This window comes from Klebsiella sp. 10-1 (assembly GCF_009758445.1).
GTDB lineage: Bacteria > Pseudomonadota > Gammaproteobacteria > Enterobacterales > Enterobacteriaceae > Klebsiella > Klebsiella scottii.
Genome location: NZ_WQRE01000006.1, coordinates 320,999 through 346,561, shown reverse-complemented (window position 1 = coordinate 346,561; position 25,563 = coordinate 320,999). Strand labels below are relative to the sequence as shown.

Below are 25,563 nucleotides of genomic sequence, written 5' to 3'. Positions count from 1 at the left end.
ATGAAAGAGTTAGCTCGGCTGGAAAGGCCGGAGATTCTGGATCAGTATACAGCCGGTCAAAATGACTGGATGGAGATAGATCAGTCTGCGGTATGGCCGAAATTAACTGAAATGCAGGGTGGATTTTGTGCCTATTGTGAGTGCCGGTTGAACAGATGTCATATTGAGCATTTCAGGCCAAGGGGAAAGTTTCCTGCTCTGACGTTTATCTGGAATAACCTGTTTGGTTCTTGTGGCGATTCAAGAAAAAGTGGCGGGTGGTCACGTTGCGGTATATATAAGGACAATAGTGCTGACGCCTACAATGCTGATGATCTTATAAAACCTGATGAAGAAAACCCTGACGACTACCTGCTATTTCTCACTACTGGAGAGGTAGTACCGGCTACCGGACTCACGGGGAGAGCGCTTAAAAAAGCGCAAGAAACTATCCGTGTTTTTAACCTGAACGGTGACATAAAGTTGCTTGGCAGTCGCAGAACTGCAGTGCAAGCAATCATGCCTAATGTCGAATATTTGTATTCTCTACTCGAAGAGTTTGACGAAGATGACTGGAATGAAATGCTCAGAGATGAGCTCGAAAAGATAGAGTCTGATGAATTTAAAACGGCGCTAAAACATGCCTGGACTTTCAACCAAGAGTTCGCATAACCTTGCTCCCAGTATGAGCCAGCGTGGCAACGTCTGGGATAATGTTGTGGCAGAGTCGTTCTTCAGTTCACTGAAAAAGGAGCGTATCAGAAAGCGCATCTATAAAACCCGGGATCTGGCCCGGGCTGATATCATCGATTACACAGAAGTGTTCTACAACCGGGCCCGGCGTCATAGTCATCTCGGCGGCGTCAGTCCGGAGGCCTTTGAACAGGCCTCGTCGTGAGGACAGGATATGTCTACGGGTGTGGGGTCAGTCCAAATAGCCTGGCTTCTATCACCATTCTTCACGCCTTACCGGTGAATCAAACTCATTTTCTACAAAATTTGCAGGCTTTGTATAAGTTGAACGTAGTACAGAACTAAGCGAAATTTTCACCCCTAAAATATTTAACACTTTGTATAGACGCTCAAAACTTGCTTTTGAAGGATTTGACTCAAGGCGAGCATAAGTCTGCTGAGTTACACCCAACCTGGCAGATAATTCTCTTTGAGTTAATCCTTTTGATTTACGAAAACCAATTAAAAGTGGGCGTAACTGGCTAAGAAGTCTAACTGGAAAAACAGTATCCATAAGTAGGTGGCCATGTCGATTACTTCAAAATAAGTTCACTCTGAGTAAAAACAGCCTGTAGGGTGTTTTATTACTTTACAACCTACAGGGTGTAAGGATGAACACATTGTTTAGTTTGCAGCATTGAAATTTTAAATGTTGCATCTGGGACTGACTGAGATTATATTCATGATGTCTAGCATATAGTGGTGCGCGCTGTTATTCTCATTTTAATGAGGCTTGTCAGTGCATGAAGGGAGAGGGCGGACTCGGCTTTGCCCTCTCTTTTTCATGAATCGATTAAAATTAAAATCCTTTCTAAAACTCATTGCCTGACTGCAATAGTGTTATTAACAATTCCAATCAACGTATTTATTTTTTCATTTATCTTAATATGTTTTTTCTCTTGCTCGAGAGAAAGCTTTCTGAATTCATTCTCCCTGCTCGGCACAGCAATTATCAATTCTTCATAAATCTCCTTTGCTCCTGATACTTTTGCCAACTCACTGCTGTATTTTTCAATAAGAGATTTTATTTGGATGTTTACATTGCTGTGTTCATGGTTGATAGCACTTGAAACAAGTTGACAGGAAGTCCCGGGGGTTGCCTCAATTAACTCCACGTGTTCGATTGCGACATTGAATTCAGATGTGGTTGAATATAAATATTGATATACCCCTGTTTTTCTTACCTTGTTTAATAATCCTTTCCTGACCAAATGTTGAATTTGATTATAAGTAAAAGCTTTAGCTTTTAAATACGTTTTCGGAAATGAAAATCGCTCGATAAGAATTTTTGCTACATCGTTACTCGTGAAGGTATCTTTGCCAATATAGATGATTGCAGAAAATATGTACGAATCAGGGTTGGTTACTCGACTATTCATATGACTAAAACAAGGCTGTTAACTTAGGATTGCTAAGTATACAACAATGGCAGATACTTAGACAATCTAAGCACCCGAGGCAAATGAAGATGAATCAGTGTCTGAAAAAAATCCGATACCAGAACGACTTAAGGAAGCGAGATGCAGGGCGGGATTATCACAGCGCTCTCTGGGTCTCCTTGTTGGCTTTGATCCCGCATCGGCTAGCAGTCGTATGAATCATTATGAGAAAGGACGCCATGTCCCCGATATTGATACACTTCGACGGATGGCGGCAGAGTTAAACGTGCCGTTGAACTACTTTTTTTGTGATGATCAGACAACAGCAGAACTTGCATTACTCATATCCCGGATGACAGAGGAAGAGCGAAGTAACCTTATCGAAGCACTCAAAATGTCTTCAGGTTTAAAACATGCTGACAAAAAATGATGTTATACAAAAGGCTACTGAACTTTTTGAAGGCAATGAAAGTGCAGCGTTAAACTGGTTTAACGAACCAAACAGGGCATTACAGTGGAAGCCTCCATCAGAGATAATGGATTCAGAAGAGGGGGCGTTGATGGTTGCCACGCTCATTTTGCGTATAGAACATGGTGTCTACTCTTAATTATCTTAGCTCATTGATTCTTTTTCTGGTCGTGTAACTCCGTAATCAGATGTGGAGCCAGAAAATGTTCTACCGGGATGACTGTATTAATTTTAACTGCTTTCACGATTGATACGAACATCTTTGACAGCCAGCCTGGCGAGCTGTACAGGGCGCGCTCCTGTTACATAAGCCAGGCCAAGGATAGCTGCGTTTCGCACTTCGCTTTGACCGAAACTTTTGCCATGGCGTAACAACGAAGCCATTTCAAACAGTCCATTGCTGATCATGTTTTTTTCAAGAGGATCAAGAACATTATCGATTTCCTGATAAACTCCCCAATGATCGAGATACGGTCGAGGGATTAACTCAAGATCTTCGTATTCTTCGAGGTTGAAACCCGGAAATTCTTCAGCACAAAGAATTTTAAGTCCAAACATAACGGAATAAAAAGCTCTTCTGTTGACACTGTCGCTTTCCAGGTAACTACGAAGTATAGAAAATGAAAATATGCAATTCTTTTTGCAGTAATCAATCGCATGTTTCCAGTCAAGCAGGAGCAATGGAAGAAGTGTTGGAAACCTCGTCGAAGCATATTTGAAACAGATGTATTTATTTAATTTATTTGTAATATCGTCTTGATTGAAAACAAGATACCGACGGCTACCTGCATAATCGAAAGCCCATTTATTTTCTTTATTAATTATGTATCTATCATCAAACTCCATTGCTGTTTTCAGATAAATTCGCTCAGGAATATCAAGAGCAAGGATAGATTGAGCCAAATCGGGAGGATAAGTTAAAATCTCTTCATCAGACTTTAGCGCATTTTCAAATGAAGTCATCATTATATTCATCTATTATGGTATTTAACGTATCATCCAGAGCAGCATTGTCTTGAGTAATACGTTGTATATTGGCTGAATTAGCCTGCTCAGAAAGAAAACGTTTTGCATATAGATCAGGCATTTGACTTGTCGGACTCCACCCTCCCATCAGTCGTAGCTCATCTTTAGCTTCTTCCATTAACCCTGAGAGAGAAGGTGCGCCAGCAATAAAGTGTTTTCTGTTTAACTGATTTCTCAAGTATTTTGAATGCCATATCTTTTGTAATGTCAAAAAGGCCCAGGTATGTCGGGTTGTGTGTGGTGTCAATCGTTGCAACGAGTCATAGTACAAGGGCGATTTGTACTCAGGGTACTTGTCAGTAAAGACCTTATCAACTTTCAAAAAAATAGAATGAACAGATGTGTATGACAATGGTTTGCCTGACCGCTGACTCGATATAAAGATGAAATCATGCTTAACAGTTTTTGGTCGGATTTTTCCTACATAGATGCTCAGAAAAATATAATCCTGCTTATCGAGTTCCAGCACACGATTTGCCCATGAATTTTTGAGAGCTGGCGCATTTTTTCTAGGATCGAATCCCTCTTCGACAGTTGTCACGATCAAACTAAACTTATCACCTTTTATATTTGGTTTAATAGAACTGCACTCTAACAACAATAACTCACCTATTCGTAAACCATAATTTAATAACAGTCGAATAATCAAAAAATTGCGGAACTGAAGATGCCCGGAAGAGAAGGGGTTTAGCGGGTTGTGTTTTTGGGTAGAAGAGGGGGCTATAATCCCATACAGGCTGACCACCATTGGGCCAGACAAACTCTGAAATCCCAGGCTGTTGTAACTGCGTAGCGAAGATTTGTTTGGTGTCAGCGTTCGATAATTGTCCCGGCAAAGCCGCAAACGGGTGTGTAATCGTGAAGCCAAAAGTGATAACGCTTTGGGAGAGTCATCCCGGTACGCGGGTGATATGTAAGTGCTAATCAAAAAAGAAATAAAATGAATCACTGCACGAACTCTGGCTGCTTGAGTTGAGCAACTGGATCCTGGGACTCGTGATAATGACAAAACATTTGACTGGACGCCCCGACCATTTTCAAGGTACAGCAAAAATGATGGCATTTCCCCGACAGCAATGTCTGGATTGTGGTTAGATGAAAAGAAGCTATAGCAAAACGTGACGCCATACTTTTGCTTCCAGAATTCGTAAAAAAACTTCACAGACTGAAGCGAAGCTGACTGTGTGGACAAGGAGCGGTGAGCCAGATGGTCAATGTGGTATCTGAGGGGATACAACAATGGCAGACAGCTTTCCATGTCCATCAGGATCCATTGCCGTTTGTAACCCGAGATAACCAACTGATTTAGTGAATACACAGCTTTGACCTTATGATTAACATGGATATGAAGAGAATGTACTATGAACATAACGAAAGAAACGGGAGAGAAGTCAGAAATCACAACGTATTGATTTATCTGTGTGTGGATGTGAATGGTGAAGTAAAGGAACTTCGTAGGAAATTTAACATAATATACATTATGCGCACCTAAGTTGTAGGGGCTCAATGCTAAGTCTGTTTGCGGCTAACTGGCGTAACTCTCTTTCTCTATATCTATATAGGAATACCTGGCTATAGTTTTCAAACCTGTATGTCTGGTCAACGACTCACTTTTCCTGATGAGGCATTTTCTATGGCTATACCTGATGCCGAGGTTTTCTCCGTGAAAGAAATCAACTGCCTCAAAATCCTTCACTTCACGATGTTATCAATCGCAGCTCACGTCCTGGTCAGGCAGCGAAAATGCTCCGGTATCACGCCGCGCCATTGCAACCGGCTGCTGCAACGCTACCATCAATGCGGGCCGCCTGGAATGAATAACCAAAGTCGCGGCCGCGCTGGTAATCGCTCAATCGCCTGTTGCCCGAATCACTGACCTAACTGGCGCTGAGTATCATTCTGGAACGTTACTCAGATTTTGGCCCCACACTGGCGCGAGAAAAGCTGGCTGAAAATCACGGCATTGTCATTGGTAAGGAAACGCTCAGACGTCTCATGATAAAAACCGGGCTCTGAGGACAAAAAAAGCCCCTTCAGGGGCTTTAATAAGATTAAGAACAACGCCTGCGGTCTTACTCTTACGGCGACCAGTCCGGTAGTTCCCTCGATTATTTGGTCAGTTCCGCCGTCATATGAACGCCGTTATTGAAGCTGGCCTCGGTAATTTTGTACGACGTACCGCTCTGTTTTGCCTGTGCGGCGATCTGTGCTTCAGCGCTGTCAATCGTTGATGCCGTGGCGGTCACGCTCTGGGCAAAAGCGCCGAAAGACATCATGGAAAAAGCAGAAACTACAACTAAAGTTTTGATGGATTTCATGGTCGTATTCCTTAAGTCATTTGTTCAGTATTGGGCGATGTTGACCTGATGTGATAAATGATAAGACGACCATAGAGTGATTAAAATCGAAACAATTTGTGGATGTTATTCAAAAAAACAGAATGAATTTCGCACGCCCTTCTCCACTGTTTCTTTATCAACCTGTCTGCTTTTGCTGCGCCGTATTTTTGCACCTCCATGCCTCGTCACCTGTAATCGATAAAGCTCAGGATGGCCTCGTTGAACTCTTTCGGCGCCTGAATAAACGCGAAGTGGCTGGTGTTTGGTAAAATCAACAATCCGGCATTCGGGATGGTGTTGGCAATATATTCCAGATGCTCCCGCACAATGGCCTCGTCATGGTCGCCATCGACAATCAGTACCGGGGTTGTGATTTTCTTGAGATCGTCATCGCTCCAGTTGGGCTGTGTTGCCCACATATGGCTTATCTGATCGACAAAGGCATCGTACTGGTCGGGAGTTTTTGAAAGCTTGCGATATTCATTGCCCGCCCGTTCGATATAGCTGGCAAAGACCGGGTTTTTCTCGGTATCAGGTTTTACGCCGCTGGTTTTCGTATTGGGGGCAAAGGAGAAAATGCGGTTCACTCTGGTCGGGTGGCGAATAGCCAAATCGATACCAATAATTCCCCCATCGCTCCAGCCGACAATATCCGCTTTCTTAATGTTCAGATGATCGAGCAGCGCAACCACATCATCACTCATCAGGTCGTAGCTGTAAGGGCGCTCGTCACGCGTGCTGCGTCCATGGCCCCGACTATCAACCACAATGACCTTATGATGCTTCGCCAGCGCTGCAACCTGTTGACCCCAGTAATCGGAATTCGCCAGCCCGCCGTGGAGCAAAACCACCGGCGTTCCCTCTCCGGTGGTGGCGTAATAGAGCTGTATTCCGTTTACGCTGGCATACGCCGGTTTCAGCGCGGCGACAGGCGCTGGTGTTCGCGGCAGATTTTTCCAACGTTCCCCCCAGGCTATGGGGGATTGAGGGGTGACCGACCAGGCCGCAGAGGTGCTCAACGTCCCCATCACGCAGAGCAGTCCGGCGAGGAATAGTGTATTTTTTCTCTTCATAGCGATCGCTCCTGATAACGTTTACTGTGCCTCACCCAACTCACGGGTGCGTTTCACCGCCGCAAGCACGCTGCGTTGCAGGCCTGCAGCGAAATCGCTGTTGTTAAGCTCATACAACCCATGAATCCCGACTCCCGCCGGGGAGTTGTTGATATCGAGTAGCTGCCTCGGGTGTTTCTGGCTCAGGCGCAGCATCTCTATCGCCCCCTGCAGATTTTCCAGAACCACCTCAGCTGCCTGCGCGCGCGACAGACCGGCCAGCACGCCCGCATCGGTAAACGACTCGATAAAGTAATAAATATAGTTCGGCCCGGCGACGCCGAAGCCGGTAAAGATATCAATAAGCCGTTCCGGCAGGTAAAGCACCTTGCCAAAACCGCTCAGAAAAGGCTCCACCTGTTCGGGAAGCGCCTGCGCGTTCAGAACCACCCCGCTGTAGCCAAATCCGGTATCGGTAAGCGTATTAGGGATAACCCGGGCAATGGTTTTTCCCGTCCCCAATACGGTTTCGAGTTTGTGCAGCGTCACCCCGGCAATCAGGGAGATCACCGTCGTTGCGGCAGAAAGATGGGGCCGAATACGCTCTGCCACACTCGATAAATCGTCCTGTGGGCGGATCCCCAGCACCACCAGGGCGGCCTCGCGCAACACATCCTCGCGCTGCTGCTGCGCCAGGCCATAACGTTCAGTGAGCGCTGCGATGCGACCCGAATCGATATCCTCCAGCGAAATCTCTTCCGCGCGAAGCGTCCCCGCCGCCAGCGAGGCTCGAATAATGGCCTCCGCCATTTGTCCGGCACCAATAAAATGTACATTTGCCATGCGCAGTGACTCCTTATTGAAAGCGATATTCGCCGTTGCCTACGCGAAAACGTTGGCCTTTCAGCGCCGGGTCAGCGACGTTAAAGACCAGTTCGACTAAGCGGTTGGCCTGCCCCTGGAGAAAAACAAAGCGCTGTTGGCCCACTGCCAGCCCCTCCGACAGTTCATTGAACCCAAATAGCGCGTGCCAGTGCGCACGCGCGGCCTGCGGGTCTTGCACCGCAAAAATAGCGCTCTGCAACGTTACCTCGCCTGCGGGATGTGGCCCGTCGAGCCCCTGAGCATGTAGCCGCGCCAGCCGCGCGCTATCGCCCTCTCCCCATTGCAAAATAAAGGGATACGGCAGACCGTTAAAATCCCCATCGATAGTGAAAATACGCCAGCTAATGGTATTACCCTGCGGATCGTTACGCCGGCCGTCGACAATCGGGGAGACATTCAGCCCCTTGCTGCGCAGGTCGGCATGCGTCTGGTCAATATCATCCGTGCGCAGCGCCACCCGATGCAGCGCCTGGTTTTCCGGCAACAGCTGCGCCGCGTCACGGGAGAGCAAAAAATCGGCCTGCGCCGACGCTAGCTCGGCGCGATCGTAGATGGCGAGAAATTCGATATAGGTCAGTCCGAAATAGCTGAGCGCATTCCAGGTCCCCCAGCCAGGGTGACGCCCACCGGCAAGCGCTCTGAGCTGCTGCCCGGCAAACGCGGCAATCGCTTCGTCCGGCTGGTTCACAAACTGAACGGCGTGATCCCATTTTAGTGTTGTCATTAAGCCTCCTGAGTCTGGTAGAAACGCAGCCGGCAGGCGGCATCCCCCCGCGCCAGCGCGGTCTCAACCGCTAACTGCATGCCCTCGAATGCATCGGTTAACGCATGATCCCCTTCCATGCAGATGTCGCACAGCGTCTCAATCTGCCGGGCATCGCGTCCCTGCTGACGCCAGCAATTGACGTAAGGGCAATAATGGAACAGCACAATAAACTCTGACGGGCTGGTCGATACGGTCTCCATTTCGTAAACCTGCGATTCCAGCCCACGGGTAAACACAGCAGCAAATTCCTGCAAATCGTTGTCACAACGCATCTTCGCGCGTACGGAACGCCCGATATCACGGCCATAACGGCGGATAGCGTCGCGCGCATAATCGTCGGGCTGATTGCGTAGCCGGGATTCATCAAGTAAATAGCCAAGCGTCGCGGCGCGCTTTTCGGTGATAGCCCGTAGCGCAAGAGTAACCTCGTCGTCCAGGGTCGGCGCGTTGTGCGCCGAAGCGGGCTGTTTTGTATTCATCAGACAGCACTCCCCTTAAACGACTATTCCCAGTCGGTGTTTACTTTGACGCTTTCCGCACCCGGCAGACCGTAAACATCTTCGTCATACCACTTGCGAGACAGTGCGGCCAGCGTGCCGTCTTTTTTAAGGGCTTCAAGCTCGTGGTCGATGGCCTCAATCAGTTTCGGGTCGGCATTCTTTTTGTATAAATAGACGTTGGGGAACAAACCGACCGACCCGGAGGCTTTCAGGTTCAGATTCAGGGCTTTGTTTAACGCCAGTAATGCGCCAATCGGATATATAGCCGCATCGTACTCTCCGGAGGCGACGGCTTTGAAAATGTCCGCCGCAGATTGCTCACCGTTCGGCTGCAGATTGATTTGCTGACCTGGGTGCTTTTTGTTGTAGTTATCAATAACGGTATAGCGTGCGTCAGACGTATGGATCGGCACCAGTTTTTTCTTACCGCTCGCCAGATCTCCCAGCGTATGAATATCATTTTCATTGTTACGTATAATTAAACGCAGGTCGCTGATGCCCGAAGGCTGGCCAGAGTACGCGTATTGTGCCGCGCGCTCTTTCGTCAGATAAAAATGGTCAGCCGCCAGAGTATACGCGCCGGTGGATAACCCGATGATCATCGCATCACGAGAGACCGCATTAAAATGGAACTTATAGTTGGCGAGCTTCTGGTCAATGACTTTTAATAACTCACCATCGTAACCGGTAATATTGTTATTATCATCCACAAAGCTAAACGGGAACCCGTTCGCATTCACCACCACTTCAACAGTTTCTGCATTCGGGCTTTTTTCGACCGCCTGAACCACCGCTACCTGCATTGCTAACAGCAACGAACCGATCATTAACACCTTATTTTTGAACATACTTCTTTCCCCAAAATGAGTGAGATGGAACCACTTTTCGTGCATGGCTTTTCCACCGGTTACTGAGATACGCCTCGATATGTCGCAATATCCGGGTAAGGACCAGACAGAGCGCAATATAAATAATCATGACGATGCAATAGGCCTCCACATAATGAAAACCACGTGCCGCCGCGATATTCGCCTTTGCCATCACATCGATCACGGTGATGGTATAAACCAGCGACGTATCCTTGATCAGGTCAATCAGGACGCTGGTGTAGTTAGGTAAAGCGGATACCGCCGCCTGCGGCAAAATAATGCGTCGAAACTGGGTAAAACCGGTCAGGCCAATCGACCATGCAGCTTCTCGTTGCCCTTTTTCCACCGCATTCCACGCCGAACGAAACGTCTCTGCGAAGTACGCGCTGAACACCACTGAAAAAGCAGCTACTGCGGCTACCAGAGGCGAGAGCTTGTAGGTGAACGGCGTCTCCTGCGGACCGCCAAAAAGCCCGCTGGCAAGCCACGGCCAGACATAAAAAATAAAATAGAGCATCACCAGCATGGGGATGGAGCGCCCAAAAGAGATAAACACCGCAACCAGATATTTCACGTAAGGCACATCGCGAATGACCACCCAGGCCAGGACGCCGCCTAATAGCGTCGAAAAAAATAACGATAAAATGGTGATCAGCAACGTGATCGGTAGTGCACTTAGTATAAAGGTGAAATTATCCCGGATAAAATCGATGCTAAACATAGTCGTATTTTACTCCAGTAAATATTGATACTTTTTCTCAATACGGGTAGTGAGATAAAAGATAATTATGTTAAGAAACCAGTAAATGAGGATAACGCTAATAAATGCCGCAACCTGCTTGGTACCATAGCTGTTTTGCGAGATTTTCTGCGCCCGACCAAAAATATCGACAATGCCAATAATATTAACCAGCGACGTCATCTTAACGAGGTTGATTAAAATATTGCCAAAATTCGGAATGGCGATAATGAGTCCTTGCGGGAAAATGATGCGCGCGATCCCAATATGCCAGGGAATATTCAGGCTGCGTATGGCCTCTTTTTGTCCTGGATCCACGGCATTCCATGCCGAGCGCATCATTTCGGCAAAATAGGGGCTAATGCCAACAGAAATAGACAATATGGCAAAGGTCATATCGCTAATCAGTAACGCCGGTAGTTCCAGCGCTGAGAGAATCAGTTTTCCGCCGAAGAAAAAGAGCAGGATCAGCAGAGCCAGCGGCGCTCCGCGCAGCACATCGGTGTACGCTTTCGCAAACACACTCAACACCGGTGAACGGCTAAACTGCAATACCGCAGCCAGCAGGCCAAGCGCCAGGCCGAGAAGCAGAGATGCAAGCGTAATACCCAGCGTGATCGGCAGGTTTTCCAGTAATTTCGGCACAATGAAAAGCAGATCGTCGGAACTCAATAACGGATGTGGATTCATCAGCGTGGCCTCAGGCGTGGTAACGTAATCGGGCAAGAAACGCCTGGGTCCTCGTGTGCAACGCCGCGCCAAAAATTTGCTCAGGCGGCCCCTGCTCCACGATCTCCCCGTTTTCCATAAACACCACCCTGGAGGCGACCTGGCGGGCAAACTCCATTTCATGAGTCACGATAATCATCGTTTGCCCGTTGGCGGCAATGTTCTGAATCAGCGTCAGGATTTCGCCTACTTTTTCCGGGTCCAGAGCTGATGTCGGTTCATCCAGTAACAGCACTGCCGGGTTAATTGCCAGCGCACGGGCTATGCCGATACGCTGTTTCTGCCCGCCAGAAAGGCTGTTCGGGTAATGGTCTTTTTTATGCAACAGCCCGACCTGTTTTAGCAGACGCTCGGCTACAGCCACTGCCTCCTGACGAGGGCGTTTTTGCGCATAAATCAGGCCTTCGGTAATATTTTGCAATGCGGTGAGATTGTGAAACAAATTCCAGGATTGAAAGACCATCGCGGTTTTCGCGCGTATTTTTTCAATCTCTTTTTTTCCGGCTTTCGCGCAGTCAACAACCGCATCATCGATTTCTATTTTCCCGCTGTCGGCAGGCTCCAGAAAATTTAAGGTGCGCAATAATGTCGTTTTCCCCGAGCCGCTTGGACCAATAATGCAGATAACTTCCCCTGTATTAATGGAAAGCGAAACCTCTTTTAGTATTTGTTCGCCAGTAAAACTTTTACTGATCTTATCAATAGCAATCATTATTTTATTTTCGCAGCGAGCTATCCCTGATAAATGCGCAACACTGGCATTTATTTCTTTACTAAAACTATATTGCTGCGGGGTCTATAAAGACAAACAAGAAAAACACATATCCAAAGTTGAAAAACACATTTCCGACACAGGGCATTTTTCCTGAAACTGGCATATTCAAACTGTTGAGAGAATATAAAAGGCGGGGAAAAGAATGATCCGCTATTTATCGCCGCGGATCATTCTTTACATTCTTTTTTAGCATCCCACTCCTGCGCCCGGTAAGGTTCACCCAGTGTCAGCGAAGGCGATCAATCCAGGCAAAGAGTGATTTAGCAGCCACGCTATCGCCGGGCTGCGGTGATAAACCGCTCCGGATGGGCGAAAAGAGCCCCGACTTAACGGGAGTCCTCTTCCCTGCCCCGCCTGTCTGGTTCTTTTATATGCAACGCACCTGGATCTGACATTTGCACCTTTGCAGTGCCACCGCACGACGAAATCCCACCCGCCACCTCCATTCGATTTCAGTTTAACCTGTTGATTATAATCATGTTTTATAATTGGCTTATTTGTTGCATTGGTATGTGTATACACATATGTCGACAAGGTGTTATGCAATGAATCAGATGAAGTCAGTAAAATGCACGCAGGGGATGGCTGTTGCGCCGCACGCGATGGCAGCAGAAAGCGCTGTCGCTGTTTTAAGAGACGGTGGCAACGCTATTGAAGCGATGGTTGCCGCCGCAGCCACTATCGCCGTTGTCTATCCGCATATGAACGGCATTGGCGGCGATGGTTTCTGGTTGATCTCGGCGCCGGGTAAAGAGCCGGTAGCGATTCAGGCATGTGGATATGCGGCACAAAAAGCTGATATCCCTTTTTATAAAAATGCGGGTTTTCAGCAAATTCCGTCGCGGGGTCCGCATGCCGCCAATACCGTGGCCGGGGCGGTGGCAGGTTGGAGCCTGGCGCTGGAATGGGCGGAACAGAACCTCACTGAGCCAGCGCGCCTGCCGTTATCCCGTCTGCTGAAGGATGCTATTCACTATGCTCGTTATGGCGTTCCGGTCAGTGATGGGCTGCACCAGCAAATCGCATCCAGGCTAAACCAGCTGCGGTTATTCCCCGGCTTTACCTCGCTATTCGCTCCCTCAGGCGAGGCGCTGAACACGGATGAATTGCTGCACCAGCCTGCGTTAGCCAACACGCTGGAAAAGCTGGCCATAAACGGCCTGGATGATTTCTATCACGGTGATATCGCTCGTCTTATTGCCAGTGAACTTAACGCCGCCGGCTGCCTGTTGCAATTCAGCGATCTGGATAGCTTCGGCGCTTCTCTGGTCAAACCGCTGGCGCTGGAAATAGATGCCGGCACGGTTTATAACCTGCCCCCGCCGTCCCAGGGCCTGGTCTCGCTGCTTATCACCGGGGTCATCGAATATCAGCGTAAAAAAGGCGCCATTGTTGACGAAGCTGATTTCATTCATCAGTGCGTGGAAGCGATCAAGCTCGCGTTTGATTTGCGGGATCGTCATATCACCGACCCGGCGCATATGAAAGTCGATCCACAATCCCTGCTCGCGCCGGAAAACATCGAAATGCTCAGCCAACAAATCGCGGCCGATCGAACGCGAGCGTGGGAAGGTGGCCGCGGTCCGGCGGACACGATCTGGATGGGGGTCGTCGATAGTTCCGGTACGGCAGTGAGCTATATCCAGAGTATTTATCATGAATTCGGCAGCGCCGTTATTCTGCCGGACAGCGGCATTATCTGGCAGAACCGGTGCAGCAGTTTTTCGCTTGACCCCGCCGCGACTAACCCGCTTCAACCAGGTCGTTTGCCATTCCATACGCTCAACCCGGCGCTGGTGCGCCTGGTAAACGGTGACGTGATGGTTTACGGCAGCATGGGCGGCGACGGCCAGCCGCAGACAATGGCCGCCGTTTTCGACCGTATTCTTCATCAAGGCATGTCTCCGCAGGCAGCGGTAGCCGCGCCGCGCTGGCTGCTGGGCCGCACCTGGGGCGAAAGCAGCGACACGCTCAAGATTGAGAGCCGCTTAAGCCCGACGACAACCGACATCCTCAGGCGTTACGGCCATGACGTCGAAATCTATCCCCCTTATGACGACATCATGGGTCATGCCGGCGCCATCATCCGCCGCCGCAACGGCATGCTTGAGGGGGGGAGCGATCCGCGCAGCGACGGCGGCGTGGCGATCTGGTAACGCTCATTTTTTCTATTCGACATTTTTCAACGGCGGGCGATATCCCCTGACGGGCGCCCTCTACCGAATGATTTTACACTGCGATCGGAGATTATTATGACTACTCTCAGCGAACCCTTTATCACACCTAAATATGGGAAATGGGGACAGCTCGTTCTTGGTTTGATCTGTATGGCTGCCATTTCAAGTCCGCAATATGTCTGGACGCTGCTGACGAAGCCGTTAGCCGCGAAACTGGGCGTGGGATTACCGGAACTGCAGGTCACCTTTTCTCTGCTAATCATACTGCAGACTTTCTTTTCACCGTTTCAGGGGCGGCTGGTTGAAAAATTCGGCCCCAGGCTGCTGATTTCGATCGGCACCGTAATGGCCGGGATGAGCTGGGTACTTTCAGCGCATATTCATGGTCTGACCGCGCTGTGGTTGATCTATGGCTGTATGGGCGGGCTTGGTACCGGGATTGTTTACATAGGCGTTGTCGGCCTGATGGTGAAATGGTTCCCGCAGCACCGTGGATTCGCCGCAGGCTCGGTGGCCGCAGGATACGGTATGGGCGCCGTATTAACCACTTTCCCCATCTCAATGTCGCTTGGCAGCTACGGTCTTGAACAAACGATGACCGTTTTCGGCATCATTTTTGCCGCTATAGGTTTTCTGGCAAGTCAGGGGCTGAGGCTGCCGCCGAACACGGTATCGATCCCCGTCAGCCAGAAGCTGGCGCAGAGCAGCAAGCAATTCACCTCACGCGAAATGCTGCGCCAGCCGCTGTTCTGGCTGATGTTCGCCATGATGGCGATGATGTCCACCTCCGGGTTGATGGTTACCTCGCAGATGGCGGTTTTCGCAGAGGATTTCGGGATCAGTAAGGCGGTGGTATTTGGTATGGCAGCTTTGCCACTGGCTCTGACGATTGATCGTTTCACTAACGGTCTGACCCGCCCGCTATTTGGCTTTATCTCCGACCGTTTTGGCCGCGAGCAAACCATGTTCATCGCATTCGCGCTTGAGGGCGTTGCCATGACGTTATGGCTGGCGTGTCGAGAAGATCCAATGCTCTTTGTGCTATTGTCTGGTGTAGTGTTCTTTGGCTGGGGAGAGATCTTTTCACTCTTCCCGTCGACCCTGACTGACACCTTTGGCAGCGAAAATGCCGCGTCAAACTATGGCTGGCTGTACATTTCGCAAGGCATCGGTTCGATTTTCGGCGGCCCGCTTGCGGCGCTCTTGTATCAATACACTCAGGGATGGCACGTTGTCTTCAGTTGCGCAATTGGCCTGGATTTTGTTACCGCCGCTCTCGCCTTGTGCGTTTTAAAACCCTGGCGTGCACGATTCATCCGCCAGCATAGCTAATCTCAGAACTTTTCAGGAATAACGGCAATGACATCTGAACCTACACAGCTTCTTCCGCATTCGGAGCGCGTCTGTCTTCGACTGCGGCAGGAAATTTACCAGTTTGTTCTTCTGCCAGGAGATCGGTTCACGGAGGTGGACATTGCCCGTCGCCTTGGATGCTCGCGTACGCCTGTGCGCGAAGCGCTGCTGATATTACAAAACGAAAACCTGGTCAGGCGCTGCGTTCGTAACGGGTGGGAAGTATTTCCCATTGATTTCGATACGTATGAAGATCTGTACGAAACGCGCGCGCTGATTGAAGCGAATACGGTCAGGCATCTGTGCAACTCAACTTCGCCGAAAGTGAACCGGGCCGTTCTCGCCGAACTTAAAGCAGTCTGGTGCGTCGCGCCTGAGGCGAGACTATTAGAGTGCGATAAAGTTTTGGAACTTGATGAGCAGTTTCATATTGCCCTGACGGAAGCCGCAGGCAATCGCGAACTGACGGCAATTCTGACCAATATTACTGACAGGATCCGCATTATGCGCCGGCTCGATTTTGAGTATGAGGCGCGTATTGCGCAGACCTATGAAGAGCATGCTGAACTGCTGGAGGCTATAGAATGCCGGCTGGAGGAGCGAGCGGTAGAGTTGATTATTCTGCATATCAAAGACGCCCACCTTGGCGCCAGTACCATTACGCTGCGCCGCCTGCAGCGCGTCCGGGCTAAAGCCCTTTCCTGAGTTGACCCTGCTCCCTTCTTGTAAAAGGGAGCAGGTCAGGAGCCGCGCCATTTTCGGGTAAAGAAAATAACCGCAGTTAAAGGTTGAACCATACGATCGCGCTAACCTGACCCTTATTTCTTCTGTGGTTCGCGCAATACTATGATGCTAAACAGGCTGCCCTCCGCGTCTCCTGTTTCATTGAATTAACTAAATCGTGGGTTTATTCCCGGTCCAGTCAAATGCCAGCTGTTTCGCGGTAAGCTCCGCAAGCGCTCTATCAGAAAAGCGTTCGACTAAATGTAGACTCATATCAATACCCGCTGAAATCCCGGCGGAGGTTACAATTGGTCCCTCATCTACCCAGCGTAATTCTTCTTTTACGAAGACTTGTGGAAACATCATTCGGAAATCGGGAATATCCTCCCAATGCGTGGTGGCGGATTTACCGGACAAAATACCCGCTTTAGCGAGTAAAAAAGAGCCGGTACACACTGAAGAGGTAATCACCGTTTTTAACGATTGCTGGTATATCCATTCAATTACATTATTCTTTGCAAGCTCCGCATCGACAACCCCGCCAGGAATAATCAAGCAATCTATTGGTGGATGATTATCTATCGTGGCTTCAGGGGTAAGTTTCAGTCCTGCTCGCGCACGTATGGTCTCCAGGGTTTCGCCTACCGTAAAGACGTTAAACAGTGGTTTTTCTCCCCGATGAACCCTGGAAGCACAGGTGAAGACTTCATAAGGTCCAGCAAAATCGAGGACTTCAACATTATCAAAAATATAGATCCCGACTTGTACCGGCATAGATTCACTCCCTCGCTAGTGCGTAAAAACAGAAAAATACTTATCAGGCCAAAGCATATTATTACGATGGCCAACGCCAGGCTAAACAATCCAAACCGAATTCCAGTGCCGTCCTTTGAACTCACGCACTTGTCGGAGACCTGCGATCCACTACCTGTATTATTACCAGTCGGGGCTGAACGTTGCCAATACGAATTAAACATTACCCTGGCGCTTTCAGCATTAACGGGTTTCCTTTTGCCACGTTTGCATTCGCAACTAATGAAACAGTTACCTGCTTGATGGTAACGATAGTTGCAGTTAATACCTTGAGATTTTACCGGTAAATCTCACACTCCCGTCAGGGATATTACCCAACTCGTCCCCCTTCCCTCATCCTGCTATCCCTTGAGACCGCGGCTGTATGCGAGTGAATCGTTTCGTCATCAAATGCCAAACCCATCAGCATGCGCCCTTCTTCTCCACGCCCGCTGCTTTCTTATCGTGAAACTTTTGCACTATTTTTGCCCACGATGACTCGTATTGTTCCCTTTTAGTGCTCAATAGTAACCGTAACTTTCTTGATGATTCAGATGATGAAGAACTCTTCCTATAAATTTCAGTGATCTGAAAACATGGCATCAAAATTGCCTTAACGGAAATGGCGGACCGCCACAGGAAAAAACGCACGGTACAGTGCTCAACACAACCACATAACACCACGATTTATCCACACAGGATGATTTATGAAAAAAATAATGTTCTCCACCCTGGTCGCCGCGGCGTCTCTGTTCGCCGTCGCGCAGCAAGCACATGCTGGCACCACTTTGGATGCAATTAAGAAGAAAGGGTTTGTTCAATGCGGTATCAGTGATGGTCTGCCGGGCTTCTCTTACGCCGATGCGAACGGTAAATTCACCGGTATTGATGTGGATGTCTGTCGCGCTACTGCGGCGGCGGTGTTTGGCGATGCCAGCAAGGTCAAATACACCCCGCTGACGGCAAAAGAGCGTTTTACCGCCCTGCAATCAGGTGAGGTGGACATTCTGTCCCGTAATACCACCTGGACTTCTTCACGCGACGGCGGGATGGGGTTCTTATTCGCGGGAGTCAACTATTATGACGGTATTGGCTTCCTGACCCATCAAAAGGCTGGCCTCAAAAGCGCTAAAGAGCTGGATGGCGCCACCGTGTGTATCCAGGCAGGTACGGATACCGAGCTGAACGTCGCCGATTACTTCAAAGCCAACAAAATGCAATACACGCCGGTGACCTTTGACCGCTCTGACGAATCGGCTAAGGCCCTCGACAGCGGCCGCTGCGATACCCTGGCTTCCGATCAGTCTCAGCTGTACGCGCTGCGTATTAAGCTGGGCAAACCGGATGAATTCATCGTTCTGCCGGAAGTTATTTCGAAAGAACCTCTGGGGCCAGTTGTGCGCCGCGGCGATGACGACTGGTTCACTATCGTTAAATGGTCCCTGTACGCAATGCTGAACGCTGAAGAAATGGGGATCAGTTCGAAAAACGTCGATCAGCTGGCGGCAAAACCCTCCAACCCGGACATGGCTCACCTGCTGGGTTCTGAAGGCGACTTTGGCAAAGACCTGAAGCTCGACAATAAATGGGCGTTCAACATTATTAAACAGGTCGGTAACTACCAGGAGAGCTTTGACCGCAATGTCGGTAAAGACAGCGCGCTGAAAATCGCGCGCGGCCAGAATGCGCTCTGGAACCAGGGCGGCATCCAGTACGCACCGCCGGTACGCTAATCTGCCTTCCAGTCGGGTACCGCACCCTGCGGTACCCAATGCGCTTTTTTCATTGAGGTTTCAACATGTCTCAACGCCCAACCGTAAAAAGGGATTTTTCGTTCGGTAATCCCACGGTTCGCGCCTGGCTTTACCAGATAGTCGCCATTGTGGCCGTGTTTGCTGTTGTGGGATATCTGATCCACAACACGGTGATCAACCTGGCCAATCGCGGTATTACATCCGGTTTTGGTTTTCTTGAACGTGGTGCCGGTTTCGGCATCGTCCAGCATCTGATTGATTACACTGAAGGCGATACTTACGCGCGCGTCTTCCTTGTGGGGTTAACCAATACCCTGCTGGTTTCCGCGCTGTGCATTGTTTTCGCCTCCATTCTCGGTTTCTTTATCGGCCTCGCCCGTCTGTCTGATAACTGGCTGCTGCGCAGGCTCTCGACCATTTATATCGAGACGTTCCGCAACATCCCGCCGTTGTTGCAGATTTTCTTTTGGTATTTTGCCGTTCTGCGTAATCTCCCCGGCCCACGCGAGGCATTAAGCGCATTCGATCTGGCGTTTGTCAGCAACCGCGGTCTTTACATCCCGTGGCCCACCTATGCGCCAGGCAGCTGGCCATTCGTTATCGCCCTGGCGCTGGCGATTGCAGGCAGCATCGGGTTACGGCATTACAACCGCCAGCACCAGCTGAAGACCGGTCAGCTGCGGCGGACCTGGCCCACAGCCGCCGCGATGATTATCGTCTTCCCGCTGATAGCCCATACGCTGTTTGGCGCCGCCACCCACTGGGATGTCCCGCAGCTTCGCGGATTTAACTTCCGTGGCGGATTCGTCATGATCCCGGAGCTGGCTTCGCTGACGCTGGCGCTGTCGATCTACACGTCTTCGTTTATTGCTGAAGTGATTCGCTCCGGTATCCAGTCGGTCCCGCATGGACAGAGTGAAGCGGCCCGTTCGCTAGGTTTGCCGAATCCTGTGACCATGCGGCAGGTGATCATCCCCCAGGCAATGCGGGTCATCATTCCACCGCTGACCAGCCAGTATCTCAACATCGTGAAAAACTCCTCGCTGGCGGCGGCCATCGGCTATCCGGATATGGTCTCGCTGTTTGCCGGTACGGTGCTGAATCAGACCGGTCAGGCGATCGAGACCATTGCTATCACCATGGCGGTCTATCTGATCATCAGTCTGGTTATTTCGCTGCTGATGAATATCTACAACCGCAAAATCGCGCTGGTTGAGCGTTAAGAGAACGGAATGATTATGTCTGTTACCACACATGAAACACCCCCGGCACCAGCAAACCCGGCGAGTAAAGCCTGGGCCTGGGCACGTAAACATCTGTTCTCCAGCTGGTTCAATACGCTGCTGACGCTGCTGTGTCTGTGGATTATCTGGACCGTGATCCCCCCGGCGCTGAACTGGCTGGTCTTCAAGGCAAACTGGCTGGGTACAACCCGCGCCGACTGTACCAAAGAAGGCGCCTGCTGGGTGTTTATCCATGCGCGCTTTGGCCAGTTCATGTATGGGCTCTATCCGCATGAACTCCGCTGGCGTATCAACCTCGCGCTGGTGATTGGTCTGCTGTCCATCATCCCGATGTTTATCAAATCAATGCCGCGCCGAGGCCGCTATATCGCCTGTTGGGCGGTGGCCTATCCCATCATCGTCTGGGTCCTGATGTACGGCGGTTTTTTGGGCCTCGAACGCGTCGAGACCCGCCAGTGGGGAGGTCTGACGCTGACGCTGATTATCGCCTCCGTCGGGATTGCCGGGGCGTTGCCGTTGGGGATTTTGCTGGCGCTGGGACGCCGCTCAACGATGCCGGTCGTTCGCACTCTGTCGGTGATTTTTATCGAGTTCTGGCGAGGCGTGCCGCTGATTACCGTGCTGTTTATGTCATCGGTGATGCTGCCGCTGTTTATGGCCGAAGGAACCACTATCGATAAGCTGGTGCGTGCGCTGGTCGGGGTTATTCTGTTCCAGTCGGCCTATATCGCGGAAGTGGTGCGCGGTGGATTGCAGGCGCTGCCCAAAGGGCAATATGAAGCGGCTGAATCGCTGGCGCTGGGCTACTGGAAAACACAGTTTCTGGTCATTCTTCCCCAGGCGCTCAAGCTCACCATCCCCGGACTGGTCAACACCATCATCGCTTTGTTTAAAGACACCAGCCTGGTGATCATCATCGGCCTGTTCGATCTTTTCAGTAGCGTACAACAGGCGACGGTTGACCCCACCTGGCTTGGCATGTCGACAGAGGGCTACGTTTTTGCCGCTCTCGTCTACTGGATTTTCTGTTTTAGCATGTCGCGCTACAGCCAGTATCTGGAAAAGCGCTTTCACACCGGGCGTAAATCGCACTGAGGTTTTACATGACACACACGATGACTAATTCTGCTGACGCAATGATGATTTCGCTCGAAAATGTGAACAAATGGTACGGTCAGTTCCACGTATTGAAAGATATTAACCTGCAGGTGAAGCCCCGCGAACGTATTGTTCTCTGCGGGCCCTCAGGCTCGGGTAAATCGACCACAATTCGTTGCATCAACCACCTGGAAGAACACCAGCAGGGGCGTATCGTCGTTGATGGTATTCATCTCAACGATGATGTTCGCAATATAGAACGCGTGCGAACTGAAGTCGGCATGGTATTTCAACACTTTAATCTTTTCCCTCACCTGACCGTTTTACAGAACTGTACGTTGGCGCCGACCTGGGTGCGTAAGATGCCAGTGAAGGAAGCGGAAGCGCTGGCAATGCACTATCTGCAGCGAGTACGTATTGCTGAACATGCGCATAAATTCCCGGGACAGCTGTCCGGTGGTCAGCAGCAGCGCGTGGCCATTGCCCGTTCACTGTGCATGAAACCCAAAATCATGCTGTTTGATGAACCCACTTCGGCGCTGGACCCGGAGATGGTAAAAGAGGTGCTCGATACCATGATTGGTCTGGCGGAAGATGGTATGACGATGCTCTGCGTCACCCATGAAATGGGCTTTGCGCGCACGGTGGCTGACCGGGTTATCTTTATGGACCGCGGCGAAATCGTAGAACAGGCCCCGCCGCAGGAGTTTTTCGCCCATCCAAAATCAGAGCGTACCCGCGCGTTTCTGTCGCAGGTTATTCACTAAACGCTCAAGGAACGCCGCAAGCTTAAATACCCCTCAGCCGAGGTTGAGAGGGTATTTAAGCGTTCGTTTATCGCATCTCGATCAATCAGGGGAGCACTCGCGCTGCACATCTACCGCCACCTGCAGGGCGAGCGTTGCTCCACCATCGAAAATAACCCCCTGTAACGGGGTGACATCGGCGTAATCTCTCCCCCATGCCGTCACGATGTGCTGCCCCTGCGGCATGAGGTCATTGGTGGGATCAAATTCCAGCCAGCCTAAATCGGGGATAAAAATAGCAAACCACGCATGCGACGCATCGGCCCCCGCTAATTTTTCCTGCCCCTCAGGCGGCAGCGTTTCAATATAACCGCTGATATAACGCGCGGGTAACCCGACGGAACGCAGGCAGGCGATCGCCAGATGGGCGAAATCCTGACAGACGCCGCGCTTTTCCTGCAACACCTGCTCGGGTGGCGTAGTGACGCTGGTCGCAACCGGGTCGAAAGTGAACTCCGTAAAAATACGATGCGTAAAGTCCATCGCGGCCTGAATTACCCCGGCATTATCGTGAAAAATATCGGCAGCATAGCTGGCCAGCCGTTCGGAACGGAGGATTAGATCGGAATCCAGCACATACTCTTTCGCCATCCGCAGCTCCGGTGTCCCAGACTCATGCAGCAATCGACGATACTCTCCGCAGGTCAGCGGGTGGTTATATAGCAGGTCGGCGTGGTTTGTTTCGTCGATATCAAAGTAGCTTTCCATCTCAATGGTTAGCGTATCGTGCGGAACCTGAATCGAGAAATAAAACGTCAGATTGCCGAAATAATCACTCCCCTCGCTCTGATAAACGGGCATCGGGGTGACTGTAATTCGGCGTAGCAAACAGCGTTGATTAGCCGTATCGCGCGGCAGAAGATGCGTCATGTTGTAGCATAACGTCACGGGGGAATTGTACTGGTACTCCGTAAGATGACGTACCCGATATTTCATAAGTCGGTCTTCCATTGCGCGTTAATCAACTGCTGCGGTCCATCTGCGTGATCGAAATACTTGTCGCTCAGCAAGGTCGTGAATTGCTCCAGCTGGCTGATTATCTGCGTCATGAGCGCATCCAGTTGTCCCCGCAGCTCCGTTTGTTCATCGACCTGCGCCAGCATGTCCAGCTCGGCCAGTTGAATATCAGTCAGTGATTTCATTATCGGACGCATGTCGGACGTCAGGCTGGAAGTCTGACCCTCCTGTCGCGGCAGATCGAGCAGATATTTACGCAGCCGATCGATCTGATAAATCAATGAACGCGGGTTGCTACCGTCCAGCATCAATAAATCCAGACCGGAAATGATGTTCATCCGTCCTCGATAGCGGCGACGGAAAGAGATCAATGCCTCCACGCTCATCAGTACCGATTCTAAAATTTGCTGTTGCTGCAGGCCAGGAAGAGCGCGGGTCAACGTGTGTTTTAACAAAATGGCGGTTAGACGCGCCCGTTCGGCGCGGCGGCCAATCTCCTGAAAACGCCAGTCCATTCCGCGCAGCATGCTCTCATGATTTAGCCCGGACAATGCCAGTAAAGAGGTGACCAGGTTATCCAGTGACTCTTCCGGCAGTTCCGGGAGCCCATCCTGATACGCCACCTCCACCGTCCGGATGCAATCGCGTAACTCATTGAGAATAATTCGGGTATCGGCCGAGAGCATCTCTTTTACCTGCTCGCCGCATGTCAGCATGCTTTGGATATTAAATTTAATGGACCCGACGCGTTGACCATCGCAAACCAGCGAAGAAAGCTCATGACTCTGGTCGCCGATAGCGTCTCTTTCAGGCAACGTGCCGGTGAGCGAGAATAATGCCCCCAGCAGGACTTCGCGGCTTTCAGGCATAAACAACTCAACTCCGTTAAGTTGTTTGAAAAGAGTACGAATCACGCGCAGGCTCATTTCAGCGCGTTCCGCATAGCGGCCAAACCAGAACAGGTTCTCTATAACGCGGCTGGGCAGATTTCCCTCATCACGAGGAATGGAATCCGTCAGCGGCTGCTGCGCGATGTCGGGTTTTTCCCCCAGTATCCACGTATCTTTGCTGCGGGCGCCGGATAAATCGCTGACAATAAATTCATCAGCGGACTCAGCCACCCGTGATAGCGTTCCGGGCATTACGCAGTAGCCCTCCGGGGTGGCAACGGTAAACGCGCGGAAAATACCGGGGCGATACTCAATTTGTTGCTTATCCCAGACCGGTACGCGCGAGCCCGGTACATATACCTGAGCCACGTAGTTGTGCGGGTTGGCTATGATTTGCTGAATAATGAGCGTCCGATTGCTGTCATCCAGGCTATGGCCGTAAATGCTTTTGCTATCAAAACTACGCCAGGACGGCTTGATTATCAGATGCTCAAGGTTACGGATCACAAAATCGCGATCCTCAGCGCGGCCGCACCACCAGGTCTTAACCGTCGGGATCAATAGCGGTTCGCCAAGCAAACACTGACTAATTTCTGCGAGAAACGCCAGTAACGCCGGCGCTTCAAGAACCCCCGAGCCCAGAGGGTTTGCCAGCACGACGTTACCGCTGCGTACCACTTCCAGCAGTCCCGGCACGCCCAGTCGTGAGTCGGAGCGTAGTTCCGTTTGGTCGCAATAAGCATCATCCATACGGCGCAAAATCACATCGACTTCCGACAGGCCATTAAGGGATTTCAACCATACCCTGCCGTTACGCACGGTCAGATCGCCTCCCTGTACCAGCTGAAAACCGAGATAGTTCGCGAGGTAAGCATGCTCAAAATAGGTGCTGCTGTACGCACCGGGCGTCAGCACCACGATCCGCGGGGTATCGGTTTTGTGGCTGGCGAGGCTGGCTAACGTATGTCGTAGTGCATGAAAGAAGCCGGAAAGCCGCCGGACGTTGCTGTTGCGAAACAGCGACGGCAGCACGCGAGAAACTGCGATTCTGTTTTCCAGAACATAACCGGTGCCGCTCGGCGCCTGGGTGCGATCGCCAATAGCCACAAACTGTCCATCGCCGCTGCGAACTAAATCGACAGCGTGGAAGATTAGATTGTGCGCCCCCGGCAGACGTATACCGTGGCACTGACGCAGGAAGCCTGGGTGAGAGAACACGATTTCTGACGGGACAATTCCCTCTTTTAGCAGCCGCTGTTCGCCGTAGAAATCTTTAAGCATCAGGTCGAAAAGCAGCGAACGCTGCGCCAGCCCGCGTTCAACGGTTAACCACTCGTCTTCCGCCAGCAGATTTGGAATGATGTCCAGCGACCAGACGTTCGGCGACAGCGGATCGCCATTGAGGTTATAGGTTGCGCCATCATCGCGCAAAATACGCCTGGCCTGACGAAGACGGTTTTCCATCCCGTCCACGCCCATCTCGCTGACGCTGTTCATGACCTCAGTCCATTGCGGGCGGATGATGTTCGC

General features: G+C 50.6%; 26 protein-coding genes and 1 pseudogene. 11 read left to right on the top strand and 16 right to left on the bottom strand.

The window, feature by feature from the left end; genetic code table 11:
* Nucleotides 1-651: a retron Ec78 anti-phage system effector HNH endonuclease PtuB gene (gene ptuB, locus GO007_RS21585; RefSeq protein WP_095103541.1), complete on the top strand. Its 651-nt coding sequence runs from the start codon at nt 1-3 to the stop codon at nt 649-651.
* A pseudogene (locus GO007_RS21580) lies at nt 644-877 on the top strand (IS3 family transposase); the annotation flags it as partial. The gene ptuB and the pseudogene GO007_RS21580, both read left to right, overlap by 8 nt.
* Before the next feature lie 51 nt (nt 878-928).
* Here the strand turns inward: GO007_RS21580 and GO007_RS21575 are convergent.
* Complete coding sequence (locus GO007_RS21575; RefSeq protein ID WP_095103539.1) at nt 929-1,225, bottom strand: helix-turn-helix domain-containing protein; 297 nt, start codon at nt 1,223-1,225, stop codon at nt 929-931.
* Between the two features lie 304 nt (nt 1,226-1,529).
* Nucleotides 1,530-2,090 (bottom strand): hypothetical protein, encoded by a 561-nt coding sequence (locus tag GO007_RS21570; protein ID WP_095103537.1) that lies wholly within the window; start codon nt 2,088-2,090, stop codon nt 1,530-1,532.
* 97 nt (nt 2,091-2,187) lie between these two features.
* On the opposite strand from GO007_RS21570, the gene GO007_RS21565 reads away from it, so the two are divergent.
* Both GO007_RS21565 and GO007_RS21560 read left to right on the top strand, forming a co-directional pair.
* The gene (locus GO007_RS21565; RefSeq protein ID WP_095103535.1) at nt 2,188-2,520 is read left to right on the top strand and encodes a helix-turn-helix domain-containing protein; all 333 of its coding nucleotides are present in this window, start codon (nt 2,188-2,190) and stop codon (nt 2,518-2,520) included.
* Nucleotides 2,504-2,698 (top strand): MbcA/ParS/Xre antitoxin family protein, encoded by a 195-nt coding sequence (locus GO007_RS21560; protein ID WP_095103533.1) that lies wholly within the window; start codon nt 2,504-2,506, stop codon nt 2,696-2,698. Before GO007_RS21565 ends, GO007_RS21560 begins: the two co-directional genes overlap by 17 nt.
* Nucleotides 2,699-2,790: 92 nt before the next feature.
* Here GO007_RS21560 and GO007_RS21555 read toward each other — a convergent pair whose 3' ends face one another.
* From GO007_RS21555 to GO007_RS21500, 11 genes are all read right to left on the bottom strand, one after another.
* On the bottom strand, nt 2,791-3,525 hold the full coding sequence (locus GO007_RS21555) for a hypothetical protein (RefSeq protein WP_223261811.1): 735 nt from the start codon (nt 3,523-3,525) through the stop codon (nt 2,791-2,793).
* On the bottom strand, nt 3,509-4,849 hold the full coding sequence (locus GO007_RS21550; RefSeq protein WP_095103597.1) for a site-specific integrase: 1,341 nt from the start codon (nt 4,847-4,849) through the stop codon (nt 3,509-3,511). Before GO007_RS21550 ends, GO007_RS21555 begins: the two co-directional genes overlap by 17 nt.
* 844 nt (nt 4,850-5,693) lie before the next feature.
* Nucleotides 5,694-5,903, bottom strand: coding sequence for a YdgH/BhsA/McbA-like domain containing protein (locus GO007_RS21540; protein WP_095103531.1), 210 nt, complete (start codon nt 5,901-5,903; stop codon nt 5,694-5,696).
* Nucleotides 5,904-6,109: 206 nt separating this feature from the next.
* A complete protein-coding gene (locus tag GO007_RS21535; protein WP_223261810.1) occupies nt 6,110-6,997 on the bottom strand; it encodes an alpha/beta fold hydrolase in 888 nt (295 codons plus the stop codon).
* 21 nt (nt 6,998-7,018) lie between these two features.
* The gene (locus tag GO007_RS21530; RefSeq protein ID WP_095103527.1) at nt 7,019-7,819 is read right to left on the bottom strand and encodes a pyrroline-5-carboxylate reductase family protein; all 801 of its coding nucleotides are present in this window, start codon (nt 7,817-7,819) and stop codon (nt 7,019-7,021) included.
* A 13-nt stretch (nt 7,820-7,832) separates the two neighbouring features.
* Nucleotides 7,833-8,585 carry a VOC family protein gene (locus GO007_RS21525; protein WP_095103523.1) on the bottom strand — a complete coding sequence of 251 codons (753 nt, stop codon included), beginning with the start codon at nt 8,583-8,585 and terminating at the stop codon, nt 7,833-7,835.
* Nucleotides 8,585-9,106 (bottom strand): L-2-amino-thiazoline-4-carboxylic acid hydrolase, encoded by a 522-nt coding sequence (locus GO007_RS21520; RefSeq protein ID WP_095103522.1) that lies wholly within the window; start codon nt 9,104-9,106, stop codon nt 8,585-8,587. Before GO007_RS21520 ends, GO007_RS21525 begins: the two co-directional genes overlap by 1 nt.
* A 23-nt stretch (nt 9,107-9,129) precedes the next feature.
* Nucleotides 9,130-9,975, bottom strand: coding sequence for a transporter substrate-binding domain-containing protein (locus GO007_RS21515; RefSeq protein WP_095103521.1), 846 nt, complete (start codon nt 9,973-9,975; stop codon nt 9,130-9,132).
* Nucleotides 9,962-10,717, bottom strand: a complete 756-nt coding sequence (locus GO007_RS21510; RefSeq protein ID WP_095103519.1) for an amino acid ABC transporter permease — start codon at nt 10,715-10,717, stop codon at nt 9,962-9,964. Before GO007_RS21510 ends, GO007_RS21515 begins: the two co-directional genes overlap by 14 nt.
* 9 nt (nt 10,718-10,726) lie before the next feature.
* The gene (locus GO007_RS21505; RefSeq protein WP_095103594.1) at nt 10,727-11,425 is read right to left on the bottom strand and encodes an ABC transporter permease subunit; all 699 of its coding nucleotides are present in this window, start codon (nt 11,423-11,425) and stop codon (nt 10,727-10,729) included.
* A gap of 10 nt (nt 11,426-11,435) precedes the next feature.
* Entirely contained in the window at nt 11,436-12,176 is a 741-nt protein-coding gene (locus tag GO007_RS21500; RefSeq protein WP_095103518.1) for an amino acid ABC transporter ATP-binding protein, read from the bottom strand.
* Between the two features lie 617 nt (nt 12,177-12,793).
* On the opposite strand from GO007_RS21500, the gene GO007_RS21495 reads away from it, so the two are divergent.
* The 3 genes from GO007_RS21495 to GO007_RS21485 all read left to right on the top strand — a co-directional run bounded on the left by GO007_RS21495 (nt 12,794) and on the right by GO007_RS21485 (nt 16,474).
* Complete coding sequence (locus tag GO007_RS21495; RefSeq protein ID WP_223261813.1) at nt 12,794-14,395, top strand: gamma-glutamyltransferase family protein; 1,602 nt, start codon at nt 12,794-12,796, stop codon at nt 14,393-14,395.
* A 96-nt stretch (nt 14,396-14,491) separates the two neighbouring features.
* Complete coding sequence (oxlT, locus tag GO007_RS21490; protein WP_095103516.1) at nt 14,492-15,748, top strand: oxalate/formate MFS antiporter; 1,257 nt, start codon at nt 14,492-14,494, stop codon at nt 15,746-15,748.
* A 27-nt stretch (nt 15,749-15,775) separates the two neighbouring features.
* Entirely contained in the window at nt 15,776-16,474 is a 699-nt protein-coding gene (locus GO007_RS21485; RefSeq protein WP_095103515.1) for a GntR family transcriptional regulator, read from the top strand.
* 189 nt (nt 16,475-16,663) lie between these two features.
* Here GO007_RS21485 and GO007_RS21480 read toward each other — a convergent pair whose 3' ends face one another.
* Complete coding sequence (locus tag GO007_RS21480) at nt 16,664-17,266, bottom strand: DJ-1/PfpI family protein (protein ID WP_095103513.1); 603 nt, start codon at nt 17,264-17,266, stop codon at nt 16,664-16,666.
* A 725-nt stretch (nt 17,267-17,991) separates the two neighbouring features.
* Between GO007_RS21480 and GO007_RS21475 the strand changes: the two genes are divergently transcribed.
* The 4 genes from GO007_RS21475 (at nt 17,992) to GO007_RS21460 (ending at nt 22,147) form a co-directional block, all read left to right on the top strand.
* On the top strand, nt 17,992-19,017 hold the full coding sequence (locus GO007_RS21475; protein WP_095103512.1) for an amino acid ABC transporter substrate-binding protein: 1,026 nt from the start codon (nt 17,992-17,994) through the stop codon (nt 19,015-19,017).
* 65 nt (nt 19,018-19,082) lie between these two features.
* Complete coding sequence (locus tag GO007_RS21470) at nt 19,083-20,261, top strand: amino acid ABC transporter permease (protein ID WP_095103510.1); 1,179 nt, start codon at nt 19,083-19,085, stop codon at nt 20,259-20,261.
* Nucleotides 20,262-20,276: 15 nt separating this feature from the next.
* Nucleotides 20,277-21,377: an amino acid ABC transporter permease gene (locus tag GO007_RS21465; protein ID WP_095103509.1), complete on the top strand. Its 1,101-nt coding sequence runs from the start codon at nt 20,277-20,279 to the stop codon at nt 21,375-21,377.
* Nucleotides 21,378-21,385: 8 nt separating this feature from the next.
* On the top strand, nt 21,386-22,147 hold the full coding sequence (locus GO007_RS21460) for an amino acid ABC transporter ATP-binding protein (RefSeq protein WP_095103507.1): 762 nt from the start codon (nt 21,386-21,388) through the stop codon (nt 22,145-22,147).
* Between the two features lie 81 nt (nt 22,148-22,228).
* Here the strand turns inward: GO007_RS21460 and GO007_RS21455 are convergent, their stop codons facing one another.
* On the bottom strand, nt 22,229-23,122 hold the full coding sequence (locus GO007_RS21455) for a transglutaminase family protein (protein ID WP_095103506.1): 894 nt from the start codon (nt 23,120-23,122) through the stop codon (nt 22,229-22,231).
* Nucleotides 23,119-25,530, bottom strand: coding sequence for a circularly permuted type 2 ATP-grasp protein (locus GO007_RS21450; RefSeq protein ID WP_198389060.1), 2,412 nt, complete (start codon nt 25,528-25,530; stop codon nt 23,119-23,121). The genes GO007_RS21455 and GO007_RS21450 overlap by 4 nt, the downstream gene beginning before the upstream one ends.
* Nucleotides 25,531-25,563 lie beyond the last annotated feature (33 nt).

What these genes read in the sequence shown, in the direction of transcription:
- GO007_RS21505 (WP_095103594.1), bottom strand. Translation starts at nt 11,425, where the DNA reads ATGAATCCACATCCGTTATTGAGTTCCGACGATCTGCTTTTCATTGTG.
- GO007_RS21510 (WP_095103519.1), bottom strand. Translation starts at nt 10,717, where the DNA reads ATGTTTAGCATCGATTTTATCCGGGATAATTTCACCTTTATACTAAGT.
- GO007_RS21555 (WP_223261811.1), bottom strand. Translation starts at nt 3,525, where the DNA reads ATGATGACTTCATTTGAAAATGCGCTAAAGTCTGATGAAGAGATTTTA.
- GO007_RS21540 (WP_095103531.1), bottom strand. Translation starts at nt 5,903, where the DNA reads ATGAAATCCATCAAAACTTTAGTTGTAGTTTCTGCTTTTTCCATGATG.
- ptuB (WP_095103541.1), top strand. Translation starts at nt 1, where the DNA reads ATGAAAGAGTTAGCTCGGCTGGAAAGGCCGGAGATTCTGGATCAGTAT.
- GO007_RS21560 (WP_095103533.1), top strand. Translation starts at nt 2,504, where the DNA reads ATGCTGACAAAAAATGATGTTATACAAAAGGCTACTGAACTTTTTGAA.
- GO007_RS21535 (WP_223261810.1), bottom strand. Translation starts at nt 6,997, where the DNA reads ATGAAGAGAAAAAATACACTATTCCTCGCCGGACTGCTCTGCGTGATG.
- GO007_RS21495 (WP_223261813.1), top strand. Translation starts at nt 12,794, where the DNA reads ATGAAGTCAGTAAAATGCACGCAGGGGATGGCTGTTGCGCCGCACGCG.
- GO007_RS21470 (WP_095103510.1), top strand. Translation starts at nt 19,083, where the DNA reads ATGTCTCAACGCCCAACCGTAAAAAGGGATTTTTCGTTCGGTAATCCC.
- GO007_RS21570 (WP_095103537.1), bottom strand. Translation starts at nt 2,090, where the DNA reads ATGAATAGTCGAGTAACCAACCCTGATTCGTACATATTTTCTGCAATC.
- GO007_RS21530 (WP_095103527.1), bottom strand. Translation starts at nt 7,819, where the DNA reads ATGGCAAATGTACATTTTATTGGTGCCGGACAAATGGCGGAGGCCATT.
- GO007_RS21485 (WP_095103515.1), top strand. Translation starts at nt 15,776, where the DNA reads ATGACATCTGAACCTACACAGCTTCTTCCGCATTCGGAGCGCGTCTGT.
- GO007_RS21465 (WP_095103509.1), top strand. Translation starts at nt 20,277, where the DNA reads ATGTCTGTTACCACACATGAAACACCCCCGGCACCAGCAAACCCGGCG.
- GO007_RS21575 (WP_095103539.1), bottom strand. Translation starts at nt 1,225, where the DNA reads ATGGATACTGTTTTTCCAGTTAGACTTCTTAGCCAGTTACGCCCACTT.
- oxlT (WP_095103516.1), top strand. Translation starts at nt 14,492, where the DNA reads ATGACTACTCTCAGCGAACCCTTTATCACACCTAAATATGGGAAATGG.
- GO007_RS21450 (WP_198389060.1), bottom strand. Translation starts at nt 25,530, where the DNA reads ATGAACAGCGTCAGCGAGATGGGCGTGGACGGGATGGAAAACCGTCTT.
- GO007_RS21455 (WP_095103506.1), bottom strand. Translation starts at nt 23,122, where the DNA reads ATGAAATATCGGGTACGTCATCTTACGGAGTACCAGTACAATTCCCCC.
- GO007_RS21500 (WP_095103518.1), bottom strand. Translation starts at nt 12,176, where the DNA reads ATGATTGCTATTGATAAGATCAGTAAAAGTTTTACTGGCGAACAAATA.
- GO007_RS21460 (WP_095103507.1), top strand. Translation starts at nt 21,386, where the DNA reads ATGACACACACGATGACTAATTCTGCTGACGCAATGATGATTTCGCTC.
- GO007_RS21515 (WP_095103521.1), bottom strand. Translation starts at nt 9,975, where the DNA reads ATGTTCAAAAATAAGGTGTTAATGATCGGTTCGTTGCTGTTAGCAATG.
- GO007_RS21520 (WP_095103522.1), bottom strand. Translation starts at nt 9,106, where the DNA reads ATGAATACAAAACAGCCCGCTTCGGCGCACAACGCGCCGACCCTGGAC.
- GO007_RS21480 (WP_095103513.1), bottom strand. Translation starts at nt 17,266, where the DNA reads ATGCCGGTACAAGTCGGGATCTATATTTTTGATAATGTTGAAGTCCTC.
- GO007_RS21475 (WP_095103512.1), top strand. Translation starts at nt 17,992, where the DNA reads ATGAAAAAAATAATGTTCTCCACCCTGGTCGCCGCGGCGTCTCTGTTC.
- GO007_RS21550 (WP_095103597.1), bottom strand. Translation starts at nt 4,849, where the DNA reads ATGGACATGGAAAGCTGTCTGCCATTGTTGTATCCCCTCAGATACCAC.
- GO007_RS21525 (WP_095103523.1), bottom strand. Translation starts at nt 8,585, where the DNA reads ATGACAACACTAAAATGGGATCACGCCGTTCAGTTTGTGAACCAGCCG.